This is a genomic window from Parasutterella muris, assembly GCF_009767915.1.
GTDB classification, from domain to species: Bacteria; Pseudomonadota; Gammaproteobacteria; order Burkholderiales; family Burkholderiaceae_F; genus Parasutterella; species Parasutterella muris.
The window spans coordinates 21,756-43,985 of sequence record NZ_WSRP01000004.1; the positions used below are offsets into that span (position 1 = coordinate 21,756).

Below are 22,230 nucleotides of genomic sequence, written 5' to 3' on the forward strand. Positions count from 1 at the left end.
GCCTTTATGCCTGTTTGGCGCGTCGCGAACGTGCGCGGTAACGTCTGTCCAAGATTGCGATCAGCGCGCCGAGCGACATAATCAGACAGCCCCACCAAATCCATGTGACGAAAGGTTTGTCATACACACGAACAACCCAAGCGCCTTCGGCGGTTTGTGCGCCCATGGAAACGTAAAGATCACCGGTAATGCTTGAGGAGATTGCCGCTTCAGTCATCGGCATTTCGCTCGAGAAATATTTGCGTTTCTGAGGACTCAGCTGCGCAACTTCTTTGTCGTTCTTGTAAACCGTAAACTGTCCTTCGTCAGCGAGGAAGTTAGGTCCGCGAATGCCGGTCTTGACGTCATTAAATTTGAAGACGTATTCGCCAACAGAAACATCGTGCCCCGGTGTCATCGTAACATCACGCTCCAGCGCGTAGGTCATGACCATTGCGGCACCGACAATGAAGACGCCGACGCCTAAATGAGCGATCGACATGCCCCACCAGGCGCGGGAAAGCTTAAACAGTTTGCCGAAGAAGTTTCCTTTGAAATTGCGAATACCCTCTCTCAGGCTTTCAATAAAGGTGAAGAGAACCCAGAAAGCGAGTGAGAGACCGATAAATGTCCAGGTGTGCCAGCCCAGAGCAAGAGGAATCGCCGCGCCGCAGACCAATGCTGCGATAAAGCACCATGCCACGCGTTTGACCAGATCTGTCACATTGGCGTCTTTCCAGCGTACCAGCGGTCCAACACCCATCAGCAAAATGACGGGGATCATGATCGGTCCGAAAACGGAATCAAAGTACGGAGGTCCGACAGAAATCTTGCCTGCGTTCAGCGCGTCGATGAATAACGGATAAAGCGTGCCGAGAAGAACAGCGGCCATCGCAACAACCAGAAGCACGTTGTTCACGAGCAGCATCGCTTCGCGTGAAAAGAGTTCAAAGGAACCGCCGGTGCCGACCTTCGGCGCTCTCCAAGCGAAAAGAAGAAGAGATCCGCCAATGACAAGAACAAGCAGTGCAAGAATAAAGAGACCGCGCTGCGGATCGGTTGCGAAAGCGTGCACGGATGTCAGCACACCGGAACGAACCAGGAAAGTTCCAAGCAGCGAAAGCGAGAATGTGATCAGCGCAAGCAGCACTGTCCAAATTTTGAAACTTCCGCGCTTTTCGGTAACCGCTAAAGAGTGAAGCAGAGCCGTCGCCGTCAGCCAAGGCATGAAAGAAGCGTTTTCAACCGGATCCCAGAACCACCATCCGCCCCAGCCGAGCTCGTAGTAAGCCCACCAGGAACCCAGGGCGATGCCGAGCGTCAGGAAAATCCAGGCGACGCTTGTCCAGGGACGCGTCCATCTTGCCCAAGCCGCGTCAAGTCTGCCGCCTAAAAGCGCTGCGACCGCGAAGGCAAAAGGAACAACCATACCGACATAACCCATATAAAGCAGCGGCGGATGGAATACCATACCCGGGTCCTGCAGCAGAGGATTCAGGTCGCGGCCTTCATGGGCGGCCGGGAAAAGACGAATAAACGGATCACTCGTCAAAAGCATAAAGAGTGTCAGACCAACAGATATGAGACCCATAACGCCGATGACGCGAGCCATGACTTCGTCAGGGAGACGACGCGAGAAGAGCGCGATCGCCAAGCCCCAAAGCGCAAGAAGAAGCGTCCATAAAAGGATTGAACCTTCGTGAGAGCCCCATGTCGCCGACAGCCGATAGAACCACGGCAGCATGCTGTTGGAATTGTTTGCGACGTTCATCACGGAAAAGTCGCTCACATAAAAACTCCAGCCAAGGCACAGGAAAGCGATCAGACAGAATAAAGCGTTGGCAAAAACCGCCGGGCGCGCAACATTAATCCAGCTTCTAACGCCGAACGCTGTGCCGGCAAGCGGCAGAATTCCCTGAATCATCGCGGCGATCAGCGCCAAAATCAGGGAAAAGTGTCCTAACTCCGGAATCATTTATTAGAGCTCCTTTTTTGCATTCTTGGCATGAGCTTTCTCATGCGCCTCTTTCACGGCTTTTTCAGCTTCCGGAGGCATATAGTTCTCGTCATGCTTGGCAAGCACCTGATCGGCAACAAAAGTACCATTCATCAGCTTGCCCTGCGCAACCACGCCTTTTCCTTCCTTAAACAGATCCGGCAGGCTGCCTTTGTAGGTCACAGGAACGCTGTGCGCGGTGTCGGTCACTTCAAAACGTACGGTCACGCCGTCCTGCTGTCGAACCACCGAGCCCTCCTGAACAAAGCCGCCGATACGAAAAGCTCTGCCCTCGGGCGCCTCATGCGCCGCAACCTGCGACGGCGAGAAGAAGAACACAAGGTTTTCCTCAAACGCGTTCATAACCAATGCGACAGCAGCGCCGCAGATAACGACGCCTCCCGCGACCAAACTCAGACGTTTCTTCTGGCTCGAGTTCATAGATCTTCCTCCGACTGATGCGCTCTGGCTTCCATCAGCAGCTCTCTGGCTGCTTTCTGGCGGCGCCTGACTAAACCGACAATTTCACAGATAAAACAAAATAAAACCATGCCGTAGCTACCCCAGACATACTGTCCGTAACCTCCCATGGAGATAAAGGCTGAAATGCTTTCCCACTGTCCCATCAGAGTTCTCCTTTAATTGCGAGTTCCTGAGCCCATGGCTGGTTTTTATCCCGCTCCAAAATAATCGAGCGAAGACGGGCAAAGGTAACAGCGAATGTATAAAGCCAGAATCCTGCGACCATCAGCAAAAGTGCGGTAAGCATCATGGGATGAATCGAGGAGCCTGAAGAGGTGATCGACGCGCCCTGATGCAGCGTGTTCCACCACTGAACGGAAAAATAAACGATCGGTACGTTGATCACGCCGACGACGCCGATGACCGCGCAGGCCTTATCGGCACGGCGCCAATCGGGAATTGCGTTCTGCAGAGCAATGTAGCCGAGATAGAAAAAGAAGAGGATCAGAGCGCTTGTGAGACGCGCGTCCCAAACCCAGTAGGCGCCCCATGTGGGACGGCCCCAAAGAGAACCTGTCCAGAGCGAAAGGAATGCCATCAGGCAGCCGGTCGGCGCTAAAGCCGCAGCAATCATCGGCCAAAGACGGTTCTGGGTAATCAGACCCAGCGCGCAGTACACCGCCATGACGACATAAAGCAGCATCGCCATCCAGGCGCACGCAACATGAATGTAAAGAATTCGGTACGAGTTGCCTTGTGTGGCATCCACCGGCGCAATAATGAAGCCGACGGTCAGCGCGGCCAGAATCACCATCAGCGCCAAAATAAAACACGGTTTCACCATTTTTCCGGCAAACGCGTACATGCGCTCGGTTGTGAAAAGTGATAAGGGTTTAGTCATCTCAATACACTCTAAATTATCAATCTGATGCGATCCTCAGGGCTGCCGCAGTCGCAATCGGCATGACCACAAGCGAAAACAGCGTCAGCGCGCCGACGATAAGGAAATAAGCGGTCGCGGAAATTCCGACCGAGACTGCTTCAGCGGCACCCGCGCCGAAAATAAGAACCGGAACATAAAGCGGCAGAACCAGAAGAGATGTCAGAACACTGCCGCCTCTCAGGCCCAGCGTAAGCGCCGCGCCCACACTTCCGACCAAACTCAGAACCGGAGTTCCGATGAAAAGCGCGCTCATAAGTACCAAAGCCACGTCCGTTTCCAAGTCAAACATCAGTGCCAACAGACCGGAAATGACAGTCAGCGGGATACCGGTCGTCAGCCAGTGTGCGAAAACTTTGGCAATCACAATAATGGTCAGGGGTTCTCCCGAAAGCAGCATCTGCTCGAGCGTTCCGTCCGCATAGTCATTATTAAAGAGGCGCGGAAGAGACAGAAGCGCAGCCAAAAGAGCGGCGACCCAAACAACGCCGGGCGCGATCATGCGAAGCAGCTGCTGATCCGGACCGATGCCAAGCGGCACCAGCGTGACCACAACAATGAAAAAGAAAATCGTGTTCAGTACGTCCGACTTAAGTCGAAGTGCAAGTTTCAGGTCGCGTCGGACAATGGCGATAAATAACCTCAGCATGATCAAACCTCTTTACGGCCTTTGCCTATGGAGGCGTTCAGCCAGCGTCCGCCTGTAAGATCGATCCGCTCGGATCGGTTTGCCGCGATCGGCACTTCTTGATGCGTCGTGAAAGCGACAATGCCGCCTTCGTTGACATGCTGAGCAATCAGATTGGCTAGATTGTCCACGGCCTTCACATCCAGAGCGGTAAAGGGTTCATCCAAAACCCAAAACGGCGCATGCCGGCTGACATAAAGACGCGCAAGCGCAACCCTTCTTCTCTGTCCCTGTGAAAGATGCCGAGTTAAATTGTTTTCAAAACCGGCAAGCCCGACTTTCTCCAGCGCCTCATCAGCCTGCTCCGCCGTAATGGGATGCTCTCCGATCTCGCAGTTCACCAGGAGATTTTCACGAGCGGTCAGCTCGTCCTTGACGCCGTTCAAATGACCGATATAAATCAGGTTCTGCCAGAACTCTTCCTTAAGTTTCAGAATCGCCTTCCCATTCCAAAGAATTTCGCCCTCCTGAGGCTGCATAAGTCCGACAAGCAGACGCAGAAGCGTCGTCTTTCCGGTTCCGTTCGGACCGGCGATCCTGACCAGAGTCCCTGCAGAGCAGCGGAAACTAAGCTTAGAAAATAAAAGCCGTTCCCCTCGGATGCAGCGAATACCTCTGAGCTCCAAATTGGAAGTGTCCTTGGGCATGAATGAAATGAGTTGAATACGGGTTAGGCTAAATTTTATGAATCCGCGATTAAACCAACCTTATGAGTACTAGAGCTAAAAGATCGATCCATTGGAGCTCAGAAGACCACGCTTCATACCTATTCCCAAAACGGTCTATCTTCTAACTTTATGTAACGGAATGCGTTACATTTAATTCCAGGCTTTTTATATAACTATATGATTAAAAAATAATTTTGCTTTTAAATGCCAACTATCAAATATAAGGTTAAACGCTTAGAATGGTAAACAGTTTTTATACGTGTGTATCTAAACCCTGCCTGCTTAAGGCAGCCCCTGCAACTAAAGAGAAGATGCTTCTATGACAGAAACTAATTATCAATTGATGCGGCGGCAAGGAGTCTCGAGACGCAGTTTCCTTAAATTCTGCTCTCTGACAGCCGCTTCCCTCGGGCTCGGAGCCAACGGCGCAGCGGACATCGCTCATGCGATGGAAACTAAACCCAGAACACCTGTGATCTGGCTTCATGGCCTCGAATGCACTTGCTGTACCGAATCCTTCATCCGTTCTTACCATCCGCTGACAAAAGACGTCATCCTTTCGATGATTTCTCTTGCTTACGACGACACCCTGATGGCTGCCGCCGGTGAACAGGACCATCAGGCCCTTGAAGATGTGATGAAAAAGTTCTACGGCAACTACATCCTTGCTGTTGAAGGTTCTCCCTGCCTTGGCGAAGACGGCATGTTCTGTCTGCCCGGCGGCAAACCCTTCCTCGAAAAACTCCTCCATGTCGCTAAAGGCGCTAAAGCCATTATCGCTTGGGGCTCCTGCTCTTCCTGGGGCTGCATCAACACGGCCAAACCGAATCCGACTAAGTCTGTCCCGATCACTGACGTGATCAAAGACAAACCGATCATCCGTGTTCCGGGCTGTCCCCCGATTCCTGAAGTCATGACGGGCGTGATCACTTACATGCTCACCTATGACCGTCTGCCTCCGGTGGATGCTCAGCTTCGTCCGAAGATGTTCTACGGCCAGCGCAACCACGATAAATGCTATCGCCGCGCGCACTTTGACGCCGGCCAGTTCGTTGAAAAATTCGACGATATGGGCGCCAAACTCGGCTACTGCCTCTACAAAGTCGGATGCAAGGGCCCGATCACATACAACTCCTGCTCTTCAATCCGCTGGAACGATATGCTCTCTTGGCCTGTTGAATCCGGCCATCCCTGCATCGCCTGTTCCGAAGACAACTTCTGGGATAAGGGCAGTTTCTATGCTCACGAACCGACTATCCTTCCGCCGAGCTGGGGTCTGGGTATCCAAGCCACAGCTGACAGAGTCGGCTTGGCCGCTTTGGGCGTCGTCGGCGCTGCCGTCGCAGTTCACGCCGCTGCCAGTGCGGTTGCTCGTGCCAAATCAAAAGAAGTCAACAAGGACATGGGAGTAAATGAATAATGGCAAACAAGAAAGTTGTTGTTGACCCGATCACCCGAATCGAAGGTCACTTACGTATGCAAGCCGTCCTCGATGAAAACAATGTCATTGTCGACGCAATGTCTACCGGCACAATGTGGCGCGGCCTCGAAGTTATTCTTAAAGGACGCGATCCGCGCGATGCATGGGCTTTTGTGGAACGTGTCTGCGGTGTCTGTACCGGCGTTCACGCCCTTTCTGCGGTTCGTGCGGTTGAAGACGCTCTCGGAATCAAGATTCCTAAGAACGCAAACATCATCCGCAACCTGATGAATGCGACCCTTTACGCTCAGGACCATCTGACACACTTCTATCAGCTTCACGGCCTTGACTGGATCGACGTTGTCAACGCTTTGAGCGCCGACCCGAAAAAGACCAGCGAACTGCAGCAGTCCATCTCCAGCCACGCACTTTCTTCTCCGGCTTACTTCAAAGAAGTTCAGGACCGTCTGAAGAAATTCGTTGCCAGCGGCCAGCTTGGTATCTTCGCTAACGCTTACTGGGGCAACCCCGCATACAAGCTTCCTCCGGAAGTGAACCTGCTCGGCGTAACCCACTATCTCGAAAGCTTGGACTTCCAGCGCGAGATCGTTAAAGTTCACGCGATCCTCGGCGGCAAGAACCCGCATCCGAACTATCTGGTCGGCGGTGTTCCCTGCCCGATTAATATGAACGACACCGGCGCCCAGGGCATCATGATCAACCAGGTCTGGATGAACTTCATGCGCGATGTGGCTAAGTCCACCATCAAATTCATCAATGAAGTCTATTACCCTGATTTGATGGCTATGGCCCACTACTACAGAGATTGGTTCAAGATCGGCGGCGGACTCTCCAATCAGAATCTGCTTTGCTACGGCGATTTCCCGCTGTATGCCAATGACCTCTCTGAAAAGAGCCTGCTCATGCCGAACGGCGCCATCATCGACGGCAAGCTCAACGAAATCCATCCGGTTGACCTTAAGGATCCGGAACAGATCAAGGAATTCGTTGATCACGCCTGGTACAAATATCCGCAGCCTGACGCCGGTCTGCATCCGTGGGACGGTATCACCGATCCGAACTTTGATCTCGGCAAAGCCGGTGTTGACTACGAAGGCACCAAGACCGACATCAAGTGGCTCGGTGCTGAAGGCCGCTACTCCTGGATTAAAGCTCCGCGCTGGAACGGTCACGCGATGGAAACCGGTCCTCTTGCACGTATGGTCGTCGCTTATGCGAAGGGCATGCCGCGTCAGAAAGACTTGGTTGATCAGGCGCTCAAGCAAGCCGGCGTTCCTGTCGAAGCCCTCTTCTCCACCCTCGGCCGTACGCTTGCCAGAGGCCTGGAATGCAGAATGGCTGCCGACATGATGCTCGAATTCATCAACGACCTCGAAGCCAACATTAAAGCGGGTGATGAAGTCGCTGCCGATATGAGCAAGTGGGAACCGAGCACATGGCCTCAGGGCGCCCTTAAAGGCGTCGGCCCGGCCGAAGCTCCCCGCGGTGCGCTTGGCCACTGGTGCGTCATTAAAGACGGCGTTATCGAAAACTGGCAGGCGGTTGTTCCCTCCACTTGGAACGCCAGCCCGCGTGATCCGAAGGGCCAGCTCGGCGCTTATGAAGCCGCTCTGCTCGGCACACCGGTTGGTATTCCTGACCAGCCGCTGGAAATCCTCCGTACGATCCACAGTTTTGACCCGTGCCTGGCCTGCGCCACACACGTTATGTCTAAAGACGGCGAAGAACTCTGTACAGTTCAAGTCCGTTAATTGGGAGGTTTTATGAAAATCTCGAAATGGTCTTACGAAATCGAAGAAGGCCCGATCGAGCCCGTATATGTGTATGAAGCTCCTGTACGCTTCTGGCATTGGGCCCAGTGTCTCGCCTTTTTCATGCTCGTAGTCACCGGATTCCTAATCGGCTGGCCGCCTATTCCGAACTATGCCGAGACATGGAATACTTACTTCTTCGGGCACATACTCCTCCTGCACTTTGTCTTCGGTATGCTTTTCTCCGTACTGATGCTCTACCGTATTTACTGGGCATTTGTCGGCAACAAGTATTCCCGCATGATCTTCCTGCTGCCCTTCTGGGACATGCAGTGGATCAAGGGCATCTTCGGAACGGCTTTCTATTATCTGTTCCTCAATAAGCACCCGAAAGAGTACGTGGGCCACAACCCGCTTGCTCAGACAGCAATGTGCTTAATGTATGTGCTTGGTTCTATCGCCATCATCATCACCGGTTTCGGTCTTTATGCCGAACAGTGGGGATGGGACACCGGCTGGATGAGCTGGTTCGGATGGGTTACTGCCTGGATGGGCGGCCCTCAGGTCGTTCGTACCACACACCATCTGCTGATGTACTACCTCTTGATCTTCCTCTGCGCTCACCTTTACATGAGCTTCCGTGAAGACATCATGGGCGGCGGTACTCAGGTCTCAACGATGATTAACGGCATTCGCTTCTTTAAGGAGCCGATTCCGCAGCCCGGCAACAATGTTGCCCCGGCTCAGAAGAAAGCCTAACCTTACAGCGATAGTGTTATGACAAACAAAAACGACCGTGTGAAGGAAAATTCCATTCCGCTCCGCGGTCGTTTTTCGCGTTCCTCAAGAAGTGCTCCGCACCCCGGAGCCTTTCTTGAGTCACGTTTTTTAGAACCGCTCAATATCACACAGTCTCAGCTTGCCCTCGCCCTCGGCGTCTCCAGACGACGAATTAATGAGCTCATTGTAGGCAAGCGCTCCATTACAACAGATACCGCCATCCGGCTTGCCTGTTTCTTTAAAACGGAGCCTGAATTCTGGCTGATGCTGCAGATGCGCTGGGACCTTCATGTCGCGCTTGAAAAAGAAGCGGAAGAATCCTTGCAAATCAAAGAGAACAAAGAATCGGCGCATTAATGGATTTCGGCATTTTATCTTGTTTCCGACTGCCTAAAATCTTCCTTTTGACGCATTTCCTTAACGCTTCTTTTTTAATTGCCCTCCCATAAAGCTTTTCGGATTAATCCGTAAAAACACAGCTCAATTTAGTTACATTTTTAAATTCCTCGATACAAGGGTTTACACTACGTTCTGTCTGATTTATCCTGAAAAGTAACTAGATCGGTGGCAGATTAAAGAGGATTACATGAACACAGTAAAAGACATCCCTTGTTTAGTTCTTGGCATCGGCAATATTCTCTGGGCCGACGAGGGTTTCGGCGTCAGAGCGGTTGAACAGTTCAACAGTAAATATGCGCTGACCGATGTCAATAATCTTGTTGCGGACGGCGGTACGCTCGGCATGTATTTGTTCGATCGAATCTGCCGCACAGAAAATCTTCTGGTTTTTGACTGCTGCGACTTCCACGGTGCGCCGGGCGAACTGACCGTACTGCGCAATGACGACATCCGCATCTGGACCTCGACCAAAATTTCTCCGCATCAGGACGGAATGAATGATCTGCTCGCCGCGGCCATGCTTCGCGGATGCGAACCTAAAGAAATCGCCGTCGTCGGATTCCAGCCGGTTCTGCTTGACGACTACGGCGGATCCCTATCTCAGAAAGCCAAAGATGTCATCCCTCAGGCGGTCGCAGACGGCTATCACATTCTTCGCGAATGGGACGTCGGTGTACGCGAGCGCAGTGAAAACGAAACCGTCCCCGCTCTGATGGACGCCGAGTGTCTCAATATTAAAAATTATGAAGAAGGCAGACCGACTCCGGAGGAAGCCTGCCGTGAAGGCGATATTCGTTTTGCGCATCTGAATGTAAAACGGAGCGAATAATGTGCGTCGGAATTCCTATGCAAGTGAAATCTCTTCCCTCTGAAGGAAGAGCCGTCTGCGTCGGACGAGGTCAGACGGAAAATCTTGACGTCATGCTGCTCGGCAATGTCGAAGCGGGCGACTGGGTCCTTGCCTGGAACGGCATGGCCGTAAAAAAAATCACGCCCGAAAGAGCGGTACAGGTTGACAAAGCGCTTGACGCGGTGGAGGCCGCGATGAACGGAGGAACTCCAGATGTCAATGACGCATTTGCCGACATTGTCGCAAATACCGGAAAACTTCCTCCGCACCTGCAGAAACAACTGGAAGGGAAAAAATAATGGAACTCTTTGCCGTTTCCCCAAAAATCGATTTATACAGCCACCCGCTTTATCTGCGGATGATCAATGAACACGGATTCGAAGCCTGCGACGCGGAAACGCTGCCGAACTTTTTAGAGAAGCCCGGTCTTTCCATGGTCGTCTTTGTCGAAGACCCCAACCGCATGAAAGAAACGATGGACGCGCTGGTCATCGGACCCGAACTTGCCAAATCCTGCGCGCTGATTGAGCATCGGGCGATCGTCGGACCTCCCAATGCACGCCGCATCGCCGTGAAATACGGTTTCAAGCGCTGGCCCGCGATGGTCTTTTTCCGCGACGGTAAATACCTCGGCGCGGTTGACGGTCTGCGCCTTTGGGCCGATCTGGTGAAAGAAACCGATGAAATCATTCACAGCGAACCCTCTTATCCGCCTTCCATCGGCATTCCCGTTCGTTCTATTTAACCATTTTGCTTTAAACCGTACAGAACTATGTCCATCAGTCCAATATCCATTCCTATCAATTTGGTCGGCCCGGGCTCTCAGCCCGATCGCTCTGTCGCGAACACAATCGGCGTGCCCGACACAGTTGACACCTTCAGCGCTCCGCTGACTCCGGAAATTGCCGATAAGGAAACCGCGATTAAATGCCGTCAGTTCTTTATCGATCTGTATGACGAAATGCGTCTGTGGAACACGGACAGCGGAGACGCCGGCCCTGCTTTCGCACTGAATCAGTTCGATACCCAGACGATCGGTCTTATCAATCAGATGCTTGGCGAAGGCGAAGTCTCGATCCGCATCACAATCCCCAATGACACGTTCGACGAAATCCGCATTCAGGAGTCCGTCTACGTAGGTGTTTGGCGCGTGCGTTATTTCCGCGAAGGAAGACCGATTGCCGATCAGGTTGAAGTGAGCGCGATTCCATCCTGTGTCGCAGAAGCCGCTTACGCCACAAGCAGACCCGGACTGCTTCCCGTCGAACCCGGTCCGGAAGCGATGAACAGTCCTGCGATTTTGGCGGAACTAAAGACCGCGCTCAAGGATTGGGCACCGGGCTCGCCTGCCTTTACCGTCAACCTCAGTCATCTTCCCATGTCGGCTGAAGACCATCAGGTCATTGACAAAGCGGTCGGAGAAGGCGCCGTCTACATCATTTCCAGAGGATTCGGCAACTGCAGAATCTCTTCTACCGATGTTCGTCATCTCTGGCGTGTTCAGTATCTGAACAACGCGCCGACGCGCCTCATGATTCTGAACACACTCGTCGTTTCAGGACTTCCTGAAGAGGCAATGGCAGCAAGCGAAGACTTGGAGGATTCCGTCGCTCGAATCAAAGAGCTCATTGAATGGGTCACTCAGAGCTGGGAACTTCCTGCTGTGGAGCTTCAGTCATGATGCACACTTTTGACGGAACTTTCCTCGGAGACAACTCCAAACTCAAGGACGACGACTGCCTTGAGTGCAAAGTCTGTCATTACGTCTACGACCCGAAAATCGGCGATATTGATCAGAACATCATGCCGGGAACACCGTTTTCTCAGCTGCCCGAGTACTGGAACTGTCCAGTATGCGGCTGCGAGAGAGATTTATTTTTAGTGGTACCCAAGAATTATGAACGAGACAAAGACTCCGGCTACTCCGCAAAATGAGGAGCCGTGGGAACCTAATCCGGCTTTGAGGCTGGAACGCGGATTTGAACGCATTTGGAAGACCCGCATGATGGGCCTGCCGATGCTTCATCCGCGTGTCCGAGTCCAGGCGGTCGGGTTCCGGCGCTGGAAGTATTTCTGGCTCGGAGTCATTGTCACACCCTGGTGCATGAACCTGATCCTCAGCAAAGGACAGCCTTCAAAATGGAAGTCCGTTGCCGAGGGCAGAAGGCTGAACTATCCGTTTCCCGCGGGGCTCTATGACTTTATCTGCGTCCGCGACCGCATTCTCGGTGAATACCAAATGTGCTCACTCATGTCGCCGCTTGATGAAGTTGTCGCCGATCATGAAATGGCTGTCGAAATCGCCAAGTATTCGCTTGATGAGCTGATGAAGCCCGCGGGTGAGCCGGAGCTCGGAACGCCGATTCCGGCGTTTGAAAAGGAAACGGATCCGGAAGCGATTGAAAAAGCGGTCTCCGCGGCAATTGAGAGACCTATCTCTAGAAGGGCTTTTCTGAGCCCCCGAAAAAAAGAGGAGGAAGAATCATGAGTTTTTTGGGCTCTATGAAGTTTGTCCTTAAAGTTCGAGACCATCGCGTCACGGACGTTGAGATCAAACTGCCGAAAGAAATCAAAGTCGAAGATTTGGTTCGCGGCCGTTCTCCTCAGGAAGCCTTTGACATTTTCCAGACTATTTTTGCGCTTTGTCCCAACTCTCAGCTTGCCGCAGCGAAGCTTGCCTGCGCGGCCGCGACGGACGAAGATCCGGATCAGGAGCTGATTGCCCAGTGCCGCTTTGCCAATCATTTAGAAATCATCCGAGAAGGGACTCTTTTTTTCGCGATGCGCTGCGCGGGCCGCGACTTTCTGAGCACAAAATCTCAGTCGCTCATTAATGTTCGCGCTCTTTGTGAAGAGCTGAAAGAGCTGCCCTACAACAATCTTCGAGAGCGCGAGAAACTCTGGGCTTCGCTTCGAAGCGAGGTGTCCTATCTGCTGCTTGACGGTTTTTCCAATGATTGGGAACAGGATCTTTACAACGGAACGATTGAAACGAAACCCGAGAGCCTATCCGGTTTCTTTGCCAAAATCTCAAAAACACAGCGTACAAAAGGCTGGTGCCCGGCTCCGCTTCTGACCAAAAGTCCGACTTTTATTCTGCAGGCGCTGAAAGAAAAAGGATGCTGGGATAAGGAGCCATGGAACATCGAAGTTGACGCGCTGACCGGACCGGTTGCCCGCATGTCCCACAGACCGTCTGAGGCCGGTCTGCTCGCTCAGGACGGCAACACTAATTACACACGCATTGTCGCTCGATTTATGGAAGTACTGAGCGCCGCGGATTTGGTACGCATCCCATTTGAAACAGTCAGCGCGATCAGGCTGAGCAACGGAGCAGCCGCCTCCCTGGTTCAGAATTCACGCGGAATCCTTCTGCATACGGTAAGGCTCGAAGGCCGCGGAGCGGATGCGAAGATTAAGGACTATAGCATCCTCACTCCGACCGATATCAACGTCGTGCGCTCCAAATGGTTTAAACAGGCGCTCATGTCTCTGAAGTTTGATGACGCCGCCGCGCTTAAAGAGGCGGCCGAATTCACCATCCTTTCCTTTGATCCGTGTACCGCCTTTGAAGTCGAGGTGTGCCATGCATGAGATGTCGCTCGCGCAAAGCATTGTCGAGATTGTTGAAAACACAGCCGAGGCCAACAACACCCGGAAGGTCTCAAAAGTCAAACTGATTGTCGGAGAGCTTGCCGGAGTGGAGATGCACGCTCTGATGCAGGGCCTCAAAATTGCCTCGCAAGAAACGCCTATGGAAGGCGCCGAGATTGAAATAGAACGCCCGCAGGGCACGGCCTGGTGCATGATGTGCCAAAAGACCGTACCTCTGCATCGACGCGGAGACGCTTGTCCCGAATGCGGGAGCTATCAGCTGTCGATCAACGGCGGAACGGAATTCAGAGTGTCCGAGCTTGAGCTTGGAGACGATGAATAATTTTTGCAGTTAACTTAATAAGGAGAGCCATTATGTGCGTAACCTGCGGATGCGGCGGAAAGAGCGCCAAGATTGAAGATTTAGACCATACTCATGATCACGGCGCCTGCCAGCATACTCATGAACATCCTCATGATGAAGACGGCCATCATCATCGCGACAATGACCAGCACCGCCATCACCACGATGCCGGCCATCACGAACACGGCGACGCCGGCCACCATCATCACGAATAATTTTATTTGGCGCTTCGACGGCTTCTCAGCCGACCGAAGTGCCGTACTCTTGAAGCCAAACAAATGGAAAAAGTTAACGATCGTCTCGTCCAGCTCGAAATTGACGTACTGAACGCAAACGACAAAAAAGCCCAGCAGAACCGCGAGAAGTTTTTAAATAAACACATTCTTGCTCTGAATCTGGTATCAAGTCCCGGAAGCGGCAAAACCACGCTTCTTTGCAAAACAATTGAGCGTATTTCCAAAGACTTTAAACTCGCCGTTATTGAAGGCGATCAGCAGACACTCAACGACGCCGAACGCATTCGAGCGACCGGATGCCGCGCGATTCAAATCAACACCGGCGAAGGCTGCCATCTTGACGCGGAAATGATTGATGAAGCCTGCGAAAAGATCAAACCGGAAGATCGCTCTATTCTCTTTATCGAGAATGTCGGCAATCTCGTCTGCCCCGCCGCATTCGATCTCGGAGAAGACTGCAAAGTTGTCGTCCTTTCCGTTACCGAAGGTGAAGACAAACCCATCAAGTATCCGGACATGTTCGCGGCAAGCTCAGTGATGCTTCTGAACAAAATCGATCTGCTGCCGTATTTGGATTTTGACGTTGAAAAATGCAAGGAATATGCAAAGCGCGTCAATCCCGACATCGAGATTATCGAAGTGTCTGCCACTAAAGGCACCGGCATGAACGAATGGATCGGCTGGCTTAAAAACCGCTTCAGCCGTTTAGCCTGATCGGTGAATCGGGAGTTTTGTCCATGAGCAGGATAAGCGCGCGTCGTCTCAGGATCAACGGAACCGTCCAGGGAGTCGGGTTCAGGCCTTTTGTTTATGTTTTAGCAACTGACGAAAACCTGAACGGAACTGTCTTAAACGACGGTCAGGGCGTTGAAACTGTAGTGGAAGGCGAAGAGGCCTCCATCGCGCGCTTCATGAAGCGTCTTACGACAGAACTTCCGCCGCTTGCCAGTATCGAAACTATAGTTTCCGAAGAGATCGAACCGAGCGGCTTTACCGAATTCAAGATTCTCGAAAGCCACAGCGACGCGGTCAGCACCGTCATTCCTGCTGATGCGGCGGTTTGCAGAGCGTGCCTTTCCGAACTTACGGACAAGAACAATCGCCGCTATCGCTATCCTTTTATCAATTGCACGCACTGCGGGCCGCGCTACACCATCACAGCGCATCTTCCCTATGATCGGCCGCAGACGAGCATGAAAGATTTTCCGATGTGTTCGGACTGTCTTGAGGAATATACCGATCCTCTGGATCGAAGATTTCATGCCCAGCCGAACGCGTGTCCGGTCTGCGGACCTCACGTCACGCTGCTTGACAAAGCCGGGCTTCCGATCAATACCGATGATCCGCTCGCTGAAGTCATGAGACGGATTAAGGCCGGTGAAATTGCCGCAATCAAAGGTCTTGGCGGCTTTCATCTGGTTTGCGACGCAAAAAACGCTCAAGCGGTCTCTCGTCTTCGCGAACGCAAAAAGCGACCGAGCAAGCCCTTTGCCTTAATGGTTCAGAATACCGCGTCCGCGCGCAGAATCGCCGAGGTTTCCGAAGAAGCTCAGAAGCTTCTCGAGTCCTCTGCAGCGCCCATTGTGCTTCTGCCGAAGAAACCCGGCGCAGACGATCATTTAGTCGGTATCGCGCCGAATTTGACGCACATCGGCCTGATGCTTCCCTACACTCCGATTCACTGGCTGCTCTTTTTTGAAGCGGCCGATCGAAGCGAGGATCCGCTCTGGCATGAGAAACCCAACGATTTGACACTTGTTATGACGAGTGCGAACGCTGGCGGCGAGCCGCTTGTAATCAGCAACGCCGAGGCGGTACGTCTGTTGGAAGGCATCTGTGACTGTTTCCTTGTACACAACCGCGACATCCTGATCCGCTGTGATGATTCGGTCGCGCAGGCCAAAGACAATGACGTTCAGTACATTCGCCGCGCCAGAGGTCTCGTTCCTCAGGCAATCGCACTCCCATTCTCAGGTCCGTCCGTCATTGCTGCAGGCGCGTGGTTAAAGAACACCGCGTGTCTGACAAAAGGCACTCATGCTTATTTGACGCAGCACATTGGTGACCTAGACAGAGTGAGCAACGACCGCACGCTTGAAAAAGCGATTCGGCATCTGTCGGAAGTTTTTGAGATCAGGCCCGACTATATTGCATGCGATCTTCATCCGGATTTTTATTCCACGGTGCTGGCAGAAAAGCTTGCCAATGAGTTTGATGTCGAACTCATTGCCGTACAGCACCATCATGCGCATATTGCCGCGGTGATGGCCGAACACGGGCTTAAAGAAGCGGTGCTGGGTCTCGCGCTTGACGGAGTCGGACTCGGCACTGACGGAAAATCCTGGGGCGGCGAGCTGCTGAAAGTTGATCCCCTGGGTTTTGAGCGCCTGAAGTCTCTATCGCCGATTCTTCTTCCCGGCGGCGACAAATGCGCGCGCGAGGGCTGGAGAATGGCCTACGCGCTGCTATGCCAAAACGGTTTGGCAGAAAATGCTAAACGACTCTTCCCGTTCAAAGGCGCTTCGATCATTGAGCGCATGCTTGCCTCGGACCTGCCGATTCCGGAGAGTTCCAGTTTAGGAAGGATTTTTGATACCGCTGCCGCTCTTACCGGTGTCAAGACCCATTCTTCCTATGAAGGAGAAGCACCGGTTCTTTTCCAAGCAGCCGGTTACGGGACAAAGGGACGCGTGCGCGAGGATCTGCTCGAATTCAGCGAGAGCGGCGTCAATTTTGTGCCGCTCCTATTAAATTTAACTCAATACAGTTCTGCGGCTGAAGCCTCGGCTGACTTCCATGAAACCGTCGCTTTCGCGCTCAGCCGACTAGCGCTGGCTGTCGCAGAAAAAAACAAGATTAGAAAAGTATGTTTATCAGGCGGATGCTGTCTGAATACCAGACTCAGCAGAAGCCTCAGAAATTATTTGGAAGAAGGCTCTCTCAGCGTTTATGAAGGGCTTCGCATTCCGCCCAATGACGGAGGCGTCTCTCTCGGTCAGGCTTATGCCGTGCTGATGAAGCTTCATTCGAATAACGGAGTTTAGTTATGTGTTTAGCCATTCCTGTTCAGGTCAAAGAAATCATCGACGACGAGACCGCCGTTGTTGAAATCTCCGGTCTTAAAAAAACAATTTCCACCGCGCTGATTGACGATGTGAGAGTTGGCGACTACGTGATTCTTCATGTGGGATACGCGCTTCAGAAAATCGATCCGATTGAGGCGCAGAAAACGCTTGAACTTTTTGCGCAAGCCTCCCAACCTGCCTAAGGAACCGGATCGATGAAATACATTACCGAATACCGTGACACGGAACTTGCCAAAAAGATCATTAAGGACATTAAGGCGGAAGTACAAAGCGACAAAAGTTATCGCCTGATGGAATTCTGCGGCGGCCACACTCATGTCATCAGCCGCTATGGTTTGGAGGGCGTGCTTCCTGAGAACGTGCGAATGATTCACGGACCCGGTTGCCCCGTCTGCGTCATGCCAATCGGCCGAATTGATTCTGCTATTGAGCTTGCGCTGGAACACGGCGCGACGGTCTGCACCTATGCCGACTGTATGCGAGTACCGGCTTCCGGAGGTCTTTCCATGATGAAGGCCAAAGCTCAGGGCGGCGACATTCGCATGGTTTATTCCGCCTCTGACTGCCTGGAGATCGCAAGGGCCAATCCCGATAAAAACGTCGTTTTCTTTGCGATCGGCTTTGAAACCACAACGCCTGCGACAGCCGTTGTACTCAAGCAGGCAAAAGCCGAAGGCCTTAAGAACTTCTTTGTCTTCTGCAATCATGTTCTGACACCGGCTGCGATGAACCATATCCTGCAGAATGACGAAAAGGTTCATATTGACGGATTCGTCGGTCCTGCGCACGTTTCTACGATTATCGGCAGCGAACCCTATGAAACCTTTGCCCGGGACCATCATAAACCGGTGGTTATCGCAGGCTTTGAGCCCCTGGACATGCTGCAGTCGATTCTCATGCTGATCCGTCAGATTAACAAAGGTGAAGCCAAAGTCGAAAACGAATTTATTCGAGCCGTCAAACCTGAAGGCAACACCAAAGCGCTGAAGATGGTTCATGAAGTTTTTGCGCTCAGAGATTCTTTCGAATGGCGAGGATTAGGCAGCGTTCCGAATTCCGCACTGAAGCTTTCAGACGCCTATAGCGAGTTCGATGCGGAAAAGCGCTTCGGACTTAAATATCGTCGGGTTCCGGACAATAAAGCCTGCGAATGCGGCGCCATTTTACGCGGAGAGAAGCATCCCTCCGACTGCAGAGCGTTCGGCACCGTCTGCACACCGGAAAATCCGATCGGCTCCTGCATGGTTTCGAGTGAAGGGGCATGCGCCGCCTACTTCAACTATGGAAGACATAAACGCGCATAGACAGCGGAGAAGAGTATGACAAGCGAAAAGAAACACTATCAGCGTCCTGTGAATTTCAAGACCGGCAAAGTCGAAATGAATTTCGGTGCCGGCGGCAAAGCCAGCGCACAGCTGATTTCCGAACTGTTTGCGAAGTACTTCAGCAATGAATATCTTGATCAGGGTGACGACGGTGCCCGCCTTCCGTGCCCGGAGGGCGAACTTATCATGGCGACCGACTCTCACGTTGTGAGTCCCATCTTTTTTGCAGGCGGAGATATCGGCGCGCTGTCCGTGCACGGCACCGTCAATGACGTTGCGGTCTGCGGCGCTGTTCCGAAGTATCTGTCGGCCGGTTTTATTCTTGAGGAAGGCTTCCCCTTGTCGGATCTCAAGCGCATTGTTGAAAGCATGGCTGAAGCCGCTAAAGAAGCCGGCGTCTATATCGTGACCGGCGACACAAAGGTCGTGGAGCGAGGAAAAGCCGACGGCATCTATATCAACACCTGCGGTGTCGGGGTGCTTCCTAAAGGCGTTCGTCTTTCCGGCTCATTCTGTAAGCCCGGAGACGTGATCGCCATTTCCGGAGACATTGGCGATCATGGTGTCGCCGTTATGAGTCAGCGCGTCAATCTAGGCTTTGAGACCAATGTCGAGAGTGACTCAGCAAGTCTTAACCGTCTGACGGAAAAGCTCGTCAAAGGCGTTCCTTCTCTGCGCTGCATGCGAGATCCGACACGCGGCGGTCTGGGCACTACGCTCAATGAAATCGCTTCACAGTCCAATATCGGAATGGTACTGGAAGAAGACAGGATTCCGGTTAAGGAAAGCGTGGAAGCCGCCTGTGAATTTTTAGGGCTTGATCCGCTGTACGTTGCAAATGAAGGGAAATTGATCGCGATTTGCGCGGCTGAGGATGCAGAAAAGATGCTTGCCATCATGCGGGAGGATCCTTTAGGACAGAACGCTCAGCTGATCGGACGCTGTATTGAAGACGAAAATCACTTTGTGCAGATGGAAACCGGCTTTGGCGGTGTGCGTATGGTGGACTGGCTAACGGGTGAACAGCTGCCGAGAATCTGCTGATTGCCCATATTTACCTGAGTATATTGACGGAAGGCTCGGATCGATTTATCTTAGCATGGTTAATAAAGGAGAAATGTTTTGATACAGCCCCAGACAATCCTGTTAGTTGATGACCACTCACTCATCACAACCGCGCTCTCCGCACTTCTGAAAAGCATGTACCCGGGCGTTTCCATTCACGTCGGCGCCACTGCGAAGGAAGCAATGGAACTCGCCTCCAAGTATGGGGACTCCGCTGATCTCATGATTTTAGATTTAGGTCTGCCGGACTCTACCGGAACGGAACTTCTGGAAAGGCTGCTCCTTGAATACCCGGCACTGAAGATTTTGGTTCTTTCCGGCTTAGTTGACTCGGACAGTATTTTGAAAACACTGTCAGCGGGCGCAGCCGGTTTTATTCCGAAGTCTCTGGATGCGAATCTGCTCAAGGGTGCCGTGAACTTCGTTTTAGAAGGCGGTGTTTACATACCATCGAAGATACTGACACAGCAGCAGTCGATCGGTATGAGCCCGCAGCAACCGTCGGTCAATCCTTCCTCGACGGTACATCTGACCACTCGTCAGTGTCAGGTCTTAAAACTGCTGAGCCAGGGCGACTCGATTAAATCGATCTGCCGCAAACTTGATCTTTCCGAAGGCACCATTAAAACGCACGTCACTGCGATTTACCGTGCCTTTGACGCGAGAAACCGCACTGAAGCGCTGATTGCCGCAAGAAGGAACGGATTCAACGTGGAATAGAAGTCCTATAAGCAATATGCCGGCGCCATGCCGGCTTTTTTGTACCCTCTCTTCGATGCCTGAAAACTCAAGATAAGAAGCTCCGGGTTTTCAAAATTCATTACCGAAGGTGAGTCCTTACTTATTAAAACTTTTCAAGTTACAATTTTACGGACAGAGTCGACGGATTCAAATTGTTTTGCGCATACAGATTTACGGGAATAAGCAAAAATAATGAAAGTTATCGACATTTCCATGACGGTTAACCGAAATACTCCGGTATTCGAAGGCGACACGCCGCTGTGTATCGATTATCTTTCGTTTGGCCAAATCAACACTTCCGAAATTAAGTTCACACCGCATGTGGGCACTCACGTCGATTTGCCGTATCACTTTGGCTACGAGCAGCCCGGCGCACAGAATTATTCCATCGAGACTTTTGTCGGTTTAGCGTATATTGCAGATGTCTCTCAGGCAGGAAAATTAATCAATATCCAAGATATGCCTGCTTCTGCTTTTAATTATCAGCGAATTCTACTGAAAACTAATCATCCTGAAGCCGGTATCTCAAAGGAACTTGCGAACAAACTGACCGGGCATGATGTCCGTTTGATCGGCATTTCCACCGCATCTATTGATCCGAAAGTTAGTATTCACTTTGAAGCTCACCATGCACTGCTTTCGCACGACATCTGCATTCTAGAAAACATCTGCCTGCAGGACGTCGAGGCCGGCCTTTACGAACTTCACGCAGTCCCGCTGAAATGGGAAGGCATCGAAGCATCACCGGTTCGTGCCTATCTTATTAAACGGTAAGCAAGTGTTTGCTCACTTATAAATAGAAATGCCCCGAAACTCGAGGCTCTTTTGCGAATTAAGCCTGAGGCTTCTCTTCTTCTACTTCAACAACCTCTTTGAAAAAACGGGGATGTTTTGCAGCCTTTTTCTTTGTGAGCTTGTCTTCCAGGAATTCTTTTTCCATTCTGATTTCATCAGCAACGATCTGGAGCTGACCGATCAAAGCGGATACATACTGCTCCTGCTCTTCGAGTCTTCTGATCTTTTTGCCAAGGCATTTGATCTTCTTGCCGCAGCCCTTCTTGTCATGCTTCTTGTCGTGTTTTCTATCCTTTTTGTCTTTCATCTTTATTTACTCCTTTATCTTGTGTTCCGATAATGCTTTTCAAATCTTTCTCGTATTGTTCCTCATCACGCTGTCTGCGCAATTGAGGAGTGAAACCGGGCTTAGTTAGGTATTCAACACCGTCAATGATGGGAGGCGGGGTTTTAACAGCCCTCTCTTCATGCGACAGTCTTTCCGTTGTCCCATACAGATTAGGCTGGAACGGATCAGGCGCCCAACTCATGACGAAGAAACAAAACGGGGGAAGTATAGCAAGAATAACCCACCATCCTGATAAGTTACAGTCATGGAGCCGTCTGATCATCACTAATATTGTAGGAATCGCCGTGAGCGCAGCGTATGCGGGCAGCAGGATTGGAAAGCCGGTGATCAGAAGATCCCCGAGCGCGCACAGGCTCATGAATATGGTTTGGAATATGAAAAAGCTCCATATTTCCTCACGACCGGCACGGCCGTGAAAGTTCACGATGCATTTCACCGCAAACAAATACCACCTAAATGCTCGTTTCATCCGCTCCACCACAATTTTGTCCTATGTTAAATATTCTTGGGAGAGCGAGGCCGTTAATCCGCCGCTTTTGGGAAATAAGAAAACAAGCATGACGAAAACAAACTCTCAGTCTTTATGATTATCCCGGCGTTGAGGGCTTTTTAAATTATTGTCTTGTGTACATGCTGAAGCATGTTTTATACCAATTTCGGTATCAAGTCCTCATGTGTAAGCCTTACTTCTAAACATCGTCCTATTTCTTTGTTAGACCAC

Annotated in this window: 28 protein-coding genes; 20 read left to right on the top strand and 8 right to left on the bottom strand. The window is 51.8% G+C overall.

Annotation, left to right across the window (positions count from 1 at the left end; all coding sequences use genetic code 11):
- Positions 1 to 4: 4 nt before the first annotated feature.
- From E5987_RS01845 to ccmA, 6 genes are read right to left on the bottom strand one after another with little or no spacing between them, the layout of a single operon-like run.
- Positions 5 to 1,954 carry a heme lyase CcmF/NrfE family subunit gene (locus E5987_RS01845; protein WP_160334386.1) on the bottom strand — a complete coding sequence of 650 codons (1,950 nt, stop codon included), beginning with the start codon at positions 1,952 to 1,954 and terminating at the stop codon, positions 5 to 7.
- A 3-nt stretch (positions 1,955 to 1,957) separates the two neighbouring features.
- Positions 1,958 to 2,416, bottom strand: a complete 459-nt coding sequence (ccmE, locus tag E5987_RS01850) for a cytochrome c maturation protein CcmE (protein WP_160334387.1) — start codon at positions 2,414 to 2,416, stop codon at positions 1,958 to 1,960.
- Complete coding sequence (gene ccmD, locus E5987_RS01855; protein ID WP_160334388.1) at positions 2,413 to 2,601, bottom strand: heme exporter protein CcmD; 189 nt, start codon at positions 2,599 to 2,601, stop codon at positions 2,413 to 2,415. The genes ccmE and ccmD overlap by 4 nt, the downstream gene beginning before the upstream one ends.
- Entirely contained in the window at positions 2,601 to 3,338 is a 738-nt protein-coding gene (ccmC, locus tag E5987_RS01860; protein ID WP_160334389.1) for a heme ABC transporter permease CcmC, read from the bottom strand. Before ccmC ends, ccmD begins: the two co-directional genes overlap by 1 nt.
- 19 nt (positions 3,339 to 3,357) lie before the next feature.
- The gene (gene ccmB / locus E5987_RS01865) at positions 3,358 to 4,026 is read right to left on the bottom strand and encodes a heme exporter protein CcmB (RefSeq protein WP_160334390.1); all 669 of its coding nucleotides are present in this window, start codon (positions 4,024 to 4,026) and stop codon (positions 3,358 to 3,360) included.
- Positions 4,027 to 4,028: 2 nt separating this feature from the next.
- Complete coding sequence (gene ccmA, locus E5987_RS01870) at positions 4,029 to 4,712, bottom strand: cytochrome c biogenesis heme-transporting ATPase CcmA (protein WP_160334391.1); 684 nt, start codon at positions 4,710 to 4,712, stop codon at positions 4,029 to 4,031.
- Between the two features lie 340 nt (positions 4,713 to 5,052).
- Here ccmA and E5987_RS01875 point away from each other — a divergent pair, with 340 nt between their 5' ends.
- The 20 genes from E5987_RS01875 to E5987_RS01970 all read left to right on the top strand — a co-directional run bounded on the left by E5987_RS01875 (position 5,053) and on the right by E5987_RS01970 (position 21,139).
- A complete protein-coding gene (locus tag E5987_RS01875) occupies positions 5,053 to 6,153 on the top strand; it encodes a hydrogenase small subunit (RefSeq protein WP_160334392.1) in 1,101 nt (366 codons plus the stop codon).
- Positions 6,153 to 7,925, top strand: a complete 1,773-nt coding sequence (locus tag E5987_RS01880; protein WP_160334393.1) for a nickel-dependent hydrogenase large subunit — start codon at positions 6,153 to 6,155, stop codon at positions 7,923 to 7,925. The genes E5987_RS01875 and E5987_RS01880 overlap by 1 nt, the downstream gene beginning before the upstream one ends.
- A gap of 12 nt (positions 7,926 to 7,937) precedes the next feature.
- Positions 7,938 to 8,684, top strand: a complete 747-nt coding sequence (gene cybH, locus E5987_RS01885) for a Ni/Fe-hydrogenase, b-type cytochrome subunit (protein ID WP_160334394.1) — start codon at positions 7,938 to 7,940, stop codon at positions 8,682 to 8,684.
- Between the two features lie 18 nt (positions 8,685 to 8,702).
- Entirely contained in the window at positions 8,703 to 9,062 is a 360-nt protein-coding gene (locus E5987_RS01890) for a HigA family addiction module antitoxin (RefSeq protein WP_160334395.1), read from the top strand.
- 229 nt (positions 9,063 to 9,291) lie between these two features.
- On the top strand, positions 9,292 to 9,933 hold the full coding sequence (locus tag E5987_RS01895; RefSeq protein WP_160334396.1) for a HyaD/HybD family hydrogenase maturation endopeptidase: 642 nt from the start codon (positions 9,292 to 9,294) through the stop codon (positions 9,931 to 9,933).
- Positions 9,933 to 10,253 (top strand): HypC/HybG/HupF family hydrogenase formation chaperone, encoded by a 321-nt coding sequence (locus tag E5987_RS01900; protein ID WP_160334397.1) that lies wholly within the window; start codon positions 9,933 to 9,935, stop codon positions 10,251 to 10,253. The genes E5987_RS01895 and E5987_RS01900 overlap by 1 nt, the downstream gene beginning before the upstream one ends.
- On the top strand, positions 10,253 to 10,699 hold the full coding sequence (locus E5987_RS01905) for a thioredoxin domain-containing protein (protein ID WP_160334398.1): 447 nt from the start codon (positions 10,253 to 10,255) through the stop codon (positions 10,697 to 10,699). The genes E5987_RS01900 and E5987_RS01905 overlap by 1 nt, the downstream gene beginning before the upstream one ends.
- A gap of 27 nt (positions 10,700 to 10,726) precedes the next feature.
- A complete protein-coding gene (locus E5987_RS01910) occupies positions 10,727 to 11,635 on the top strand; it encodes a hydrogenase expression/formation protein (protein ID WP_160334399.1) in 909 nt (302 codons plus the stop codon).
- The gene (locus E5987_RS01915; RefSeq protein WP_237178684.1) at positions 11,632 to 11,889 is read left to right on the top strand and encodes a rubredoxin; all 258 of its coding nucleotides are present in this window, start codon (positions 11,632 to 11,634) and stop codon (positions 11,887 to 11,889) included. The genes E5987_RS01910 and E5987_RS01915 overlap by 4 nt, the downstream gene beginning before the upstream one ends.
- Positions 11,852 to 12,442, top strand: coding sequence for a [NiFe]-hydrogenase assembly chaperone HybE (hybE, locus tag E5987_RS01920; RefSeq protein WP_160334400.1), 591 nt, complete (start codon positions 11,852 to 11,854; stop codon positions 12,440 to 12,442). The genes E5987_RS01915 and hybE overlap by 38 nt, the downstream gene beginning before the upstream one ends.
- The gene (locus tag E5987_RS01925; protein ID WP_160334401.1) at positions 12,439 to 13,548 is read left to right on the top strand and encodes a hypothetical protein; all 1,110 of its coding nucleotides are present in this window, start codon (positions 12,439 to 12,441) and stop codon (positions 13,546 to 13,548) included. Before hybE ends, E5987_RS01925 begins: the two co-directional genes overlap by 4 nt.
- Positions 13,541 to 13,891 carry a hydrogenase maturation nickel metallochaperone HypA gene (gene hypA / locus E5987_RS01930; RefSeq protein ID WP_160334402.1) on the top strand — a complete coding sequence of 117 codons (351 nt, stop codon included), beginning with the start codon at positions 13,541 to 13,543 and terminating at the stop codon, positions 13,889 to 13,891. The genes E5987_RS01925 and hypA overlap by 8 nt, the downstream gene beginning before the upstream one ends.
- Positions 13,892 to 13,923: 32 nt before the next feature.
- Positions 13,924 to 14,127, top strand: a complete 204-nt coding sequence (locus E5987_RS01935) for a hypothetical protein (protein ID WP_160334403.1) — start codon at positions 13,924 to 13,926, stop codon at positions 14,125 to 14,127.
- A 63-nt stretch (positions 14,128 to 14,190) separates the two neighbouring features.
- On the top strand, positions 14,191 to 14,862 hold the full coding sequence (gene hypB / locus E5987_RS01940; RefSeq protein WP_160334404.1) for a hydrogenase nickel incorporation protein HypB: 672 nt from the start codon (positions 14,191 to 14,193) through the stop codon (positions 14,860 to 14,862).
- Positions 14,863 to 14,885: 23 nt separating this feature from the next.
- The gene (hypF, locus tag E5987_RS01945) at positions 14,886 to 17,192 is read left to right on the top strand and encodes a carbamoyltransferase HypF (protein ID WP_160334405.1); all 2,307 of its coding nucleotides are present in this window, start codon (positions 14,886 to 14,888) and stop codon (positions 17,190 to 17,192) included.
- Between the two features lie 2 nt (positions 17,193 to 17,194).
- A complete protein-coding gene (locus E5987_RS01950; protein ID WP_160334406.1) occupies positions 17,195 to 17,416 on the top strand; it encodes a HypC/HybG/HupF family hydrogenase formation chaperone in 222 nt (73 codons plus the stop codon).
- Positions 17,417 to 17,428: 12 nt separating this feature from the next.
- Complete coding sequence (hypD, locus tag E5987_RS01955) at positions 17,429 to 18,538, top strand: hydrogenase formation protein HypD (RefSeq protein ID WP_160334407.1); 1,110 nt, start codon at positions 17,429 to 17,431, stop codon at positions 18,536 to 18,538.
- Between the two features lie 15 nt (positions 18,539 to 18,553).
- Positions 18,554 to 19,603 (top strand): hydrogenase expression/formation protein HypE, encoded by a 1,050-nt coding sequence (hypE, locus tag E5987_RS01960; protein WP_160334408.1) that lies wholly within the window; start codon positions 18,554 to 18,556, stop codon positions 19,601 to 19,603.
- A 78-nt stretch (positions 19,604 to 19,681) separates the two neighbouring features.
- A complete protein-coding gene (locus tag E5987_RS01965; protein ID WP_160334409.1) occupies positions 19,682 to 20,344 on the top strand; it encodes a response regulator in 663 nt (220 codons plus the stop codon).
- A gap of 213 nt (positions 20,345 to 20,557) precedes the next feature.
- Positions 20,558 to 21,139 (top strand): cyclase family protein, encoded by a 582-nt coding sequence (locus tag E5987_RS01970; protein WP_160334410.1) that lies wholly within the window; start codon positions 20,558 to 20,560, stop codon positions 21,137 to 21,139.
- Between the two features lie 58 nt (positions 21,140 to 21,197).
- Here E5987_RS01970 and E5987_RS01975 read toward each other — a convergent pair whose 3' ends face one another.
- Positions 21,198 to 21,467 (bottom strand): hypothetical protein, encoded by a 270-nt coding sequence (locus E5987_RS01975; protein WP_160334411.1) that lies wholly within the window; start codon positions 21,465 to 21,467, stop codon positions 21,198 to 21,200.
- Positions 21,448 to 21,978, bottom strand: a complete 531-nt coding sequence (locus E5987_RS01980) for a DUF805 domain-containing protein (RefSeq protein ID WP_160334412.1) — start codon at positions 21,976 to 21,978, stop codon at positions 21,448 to 21,450. The genes E5987_RS01975 and E5987_RS01980 overlap by 20 nt, the downstream gene beginning before the upstream one ends.
- Positions 21,979 to 22,230: the final 252 nt, after the last annotated feature.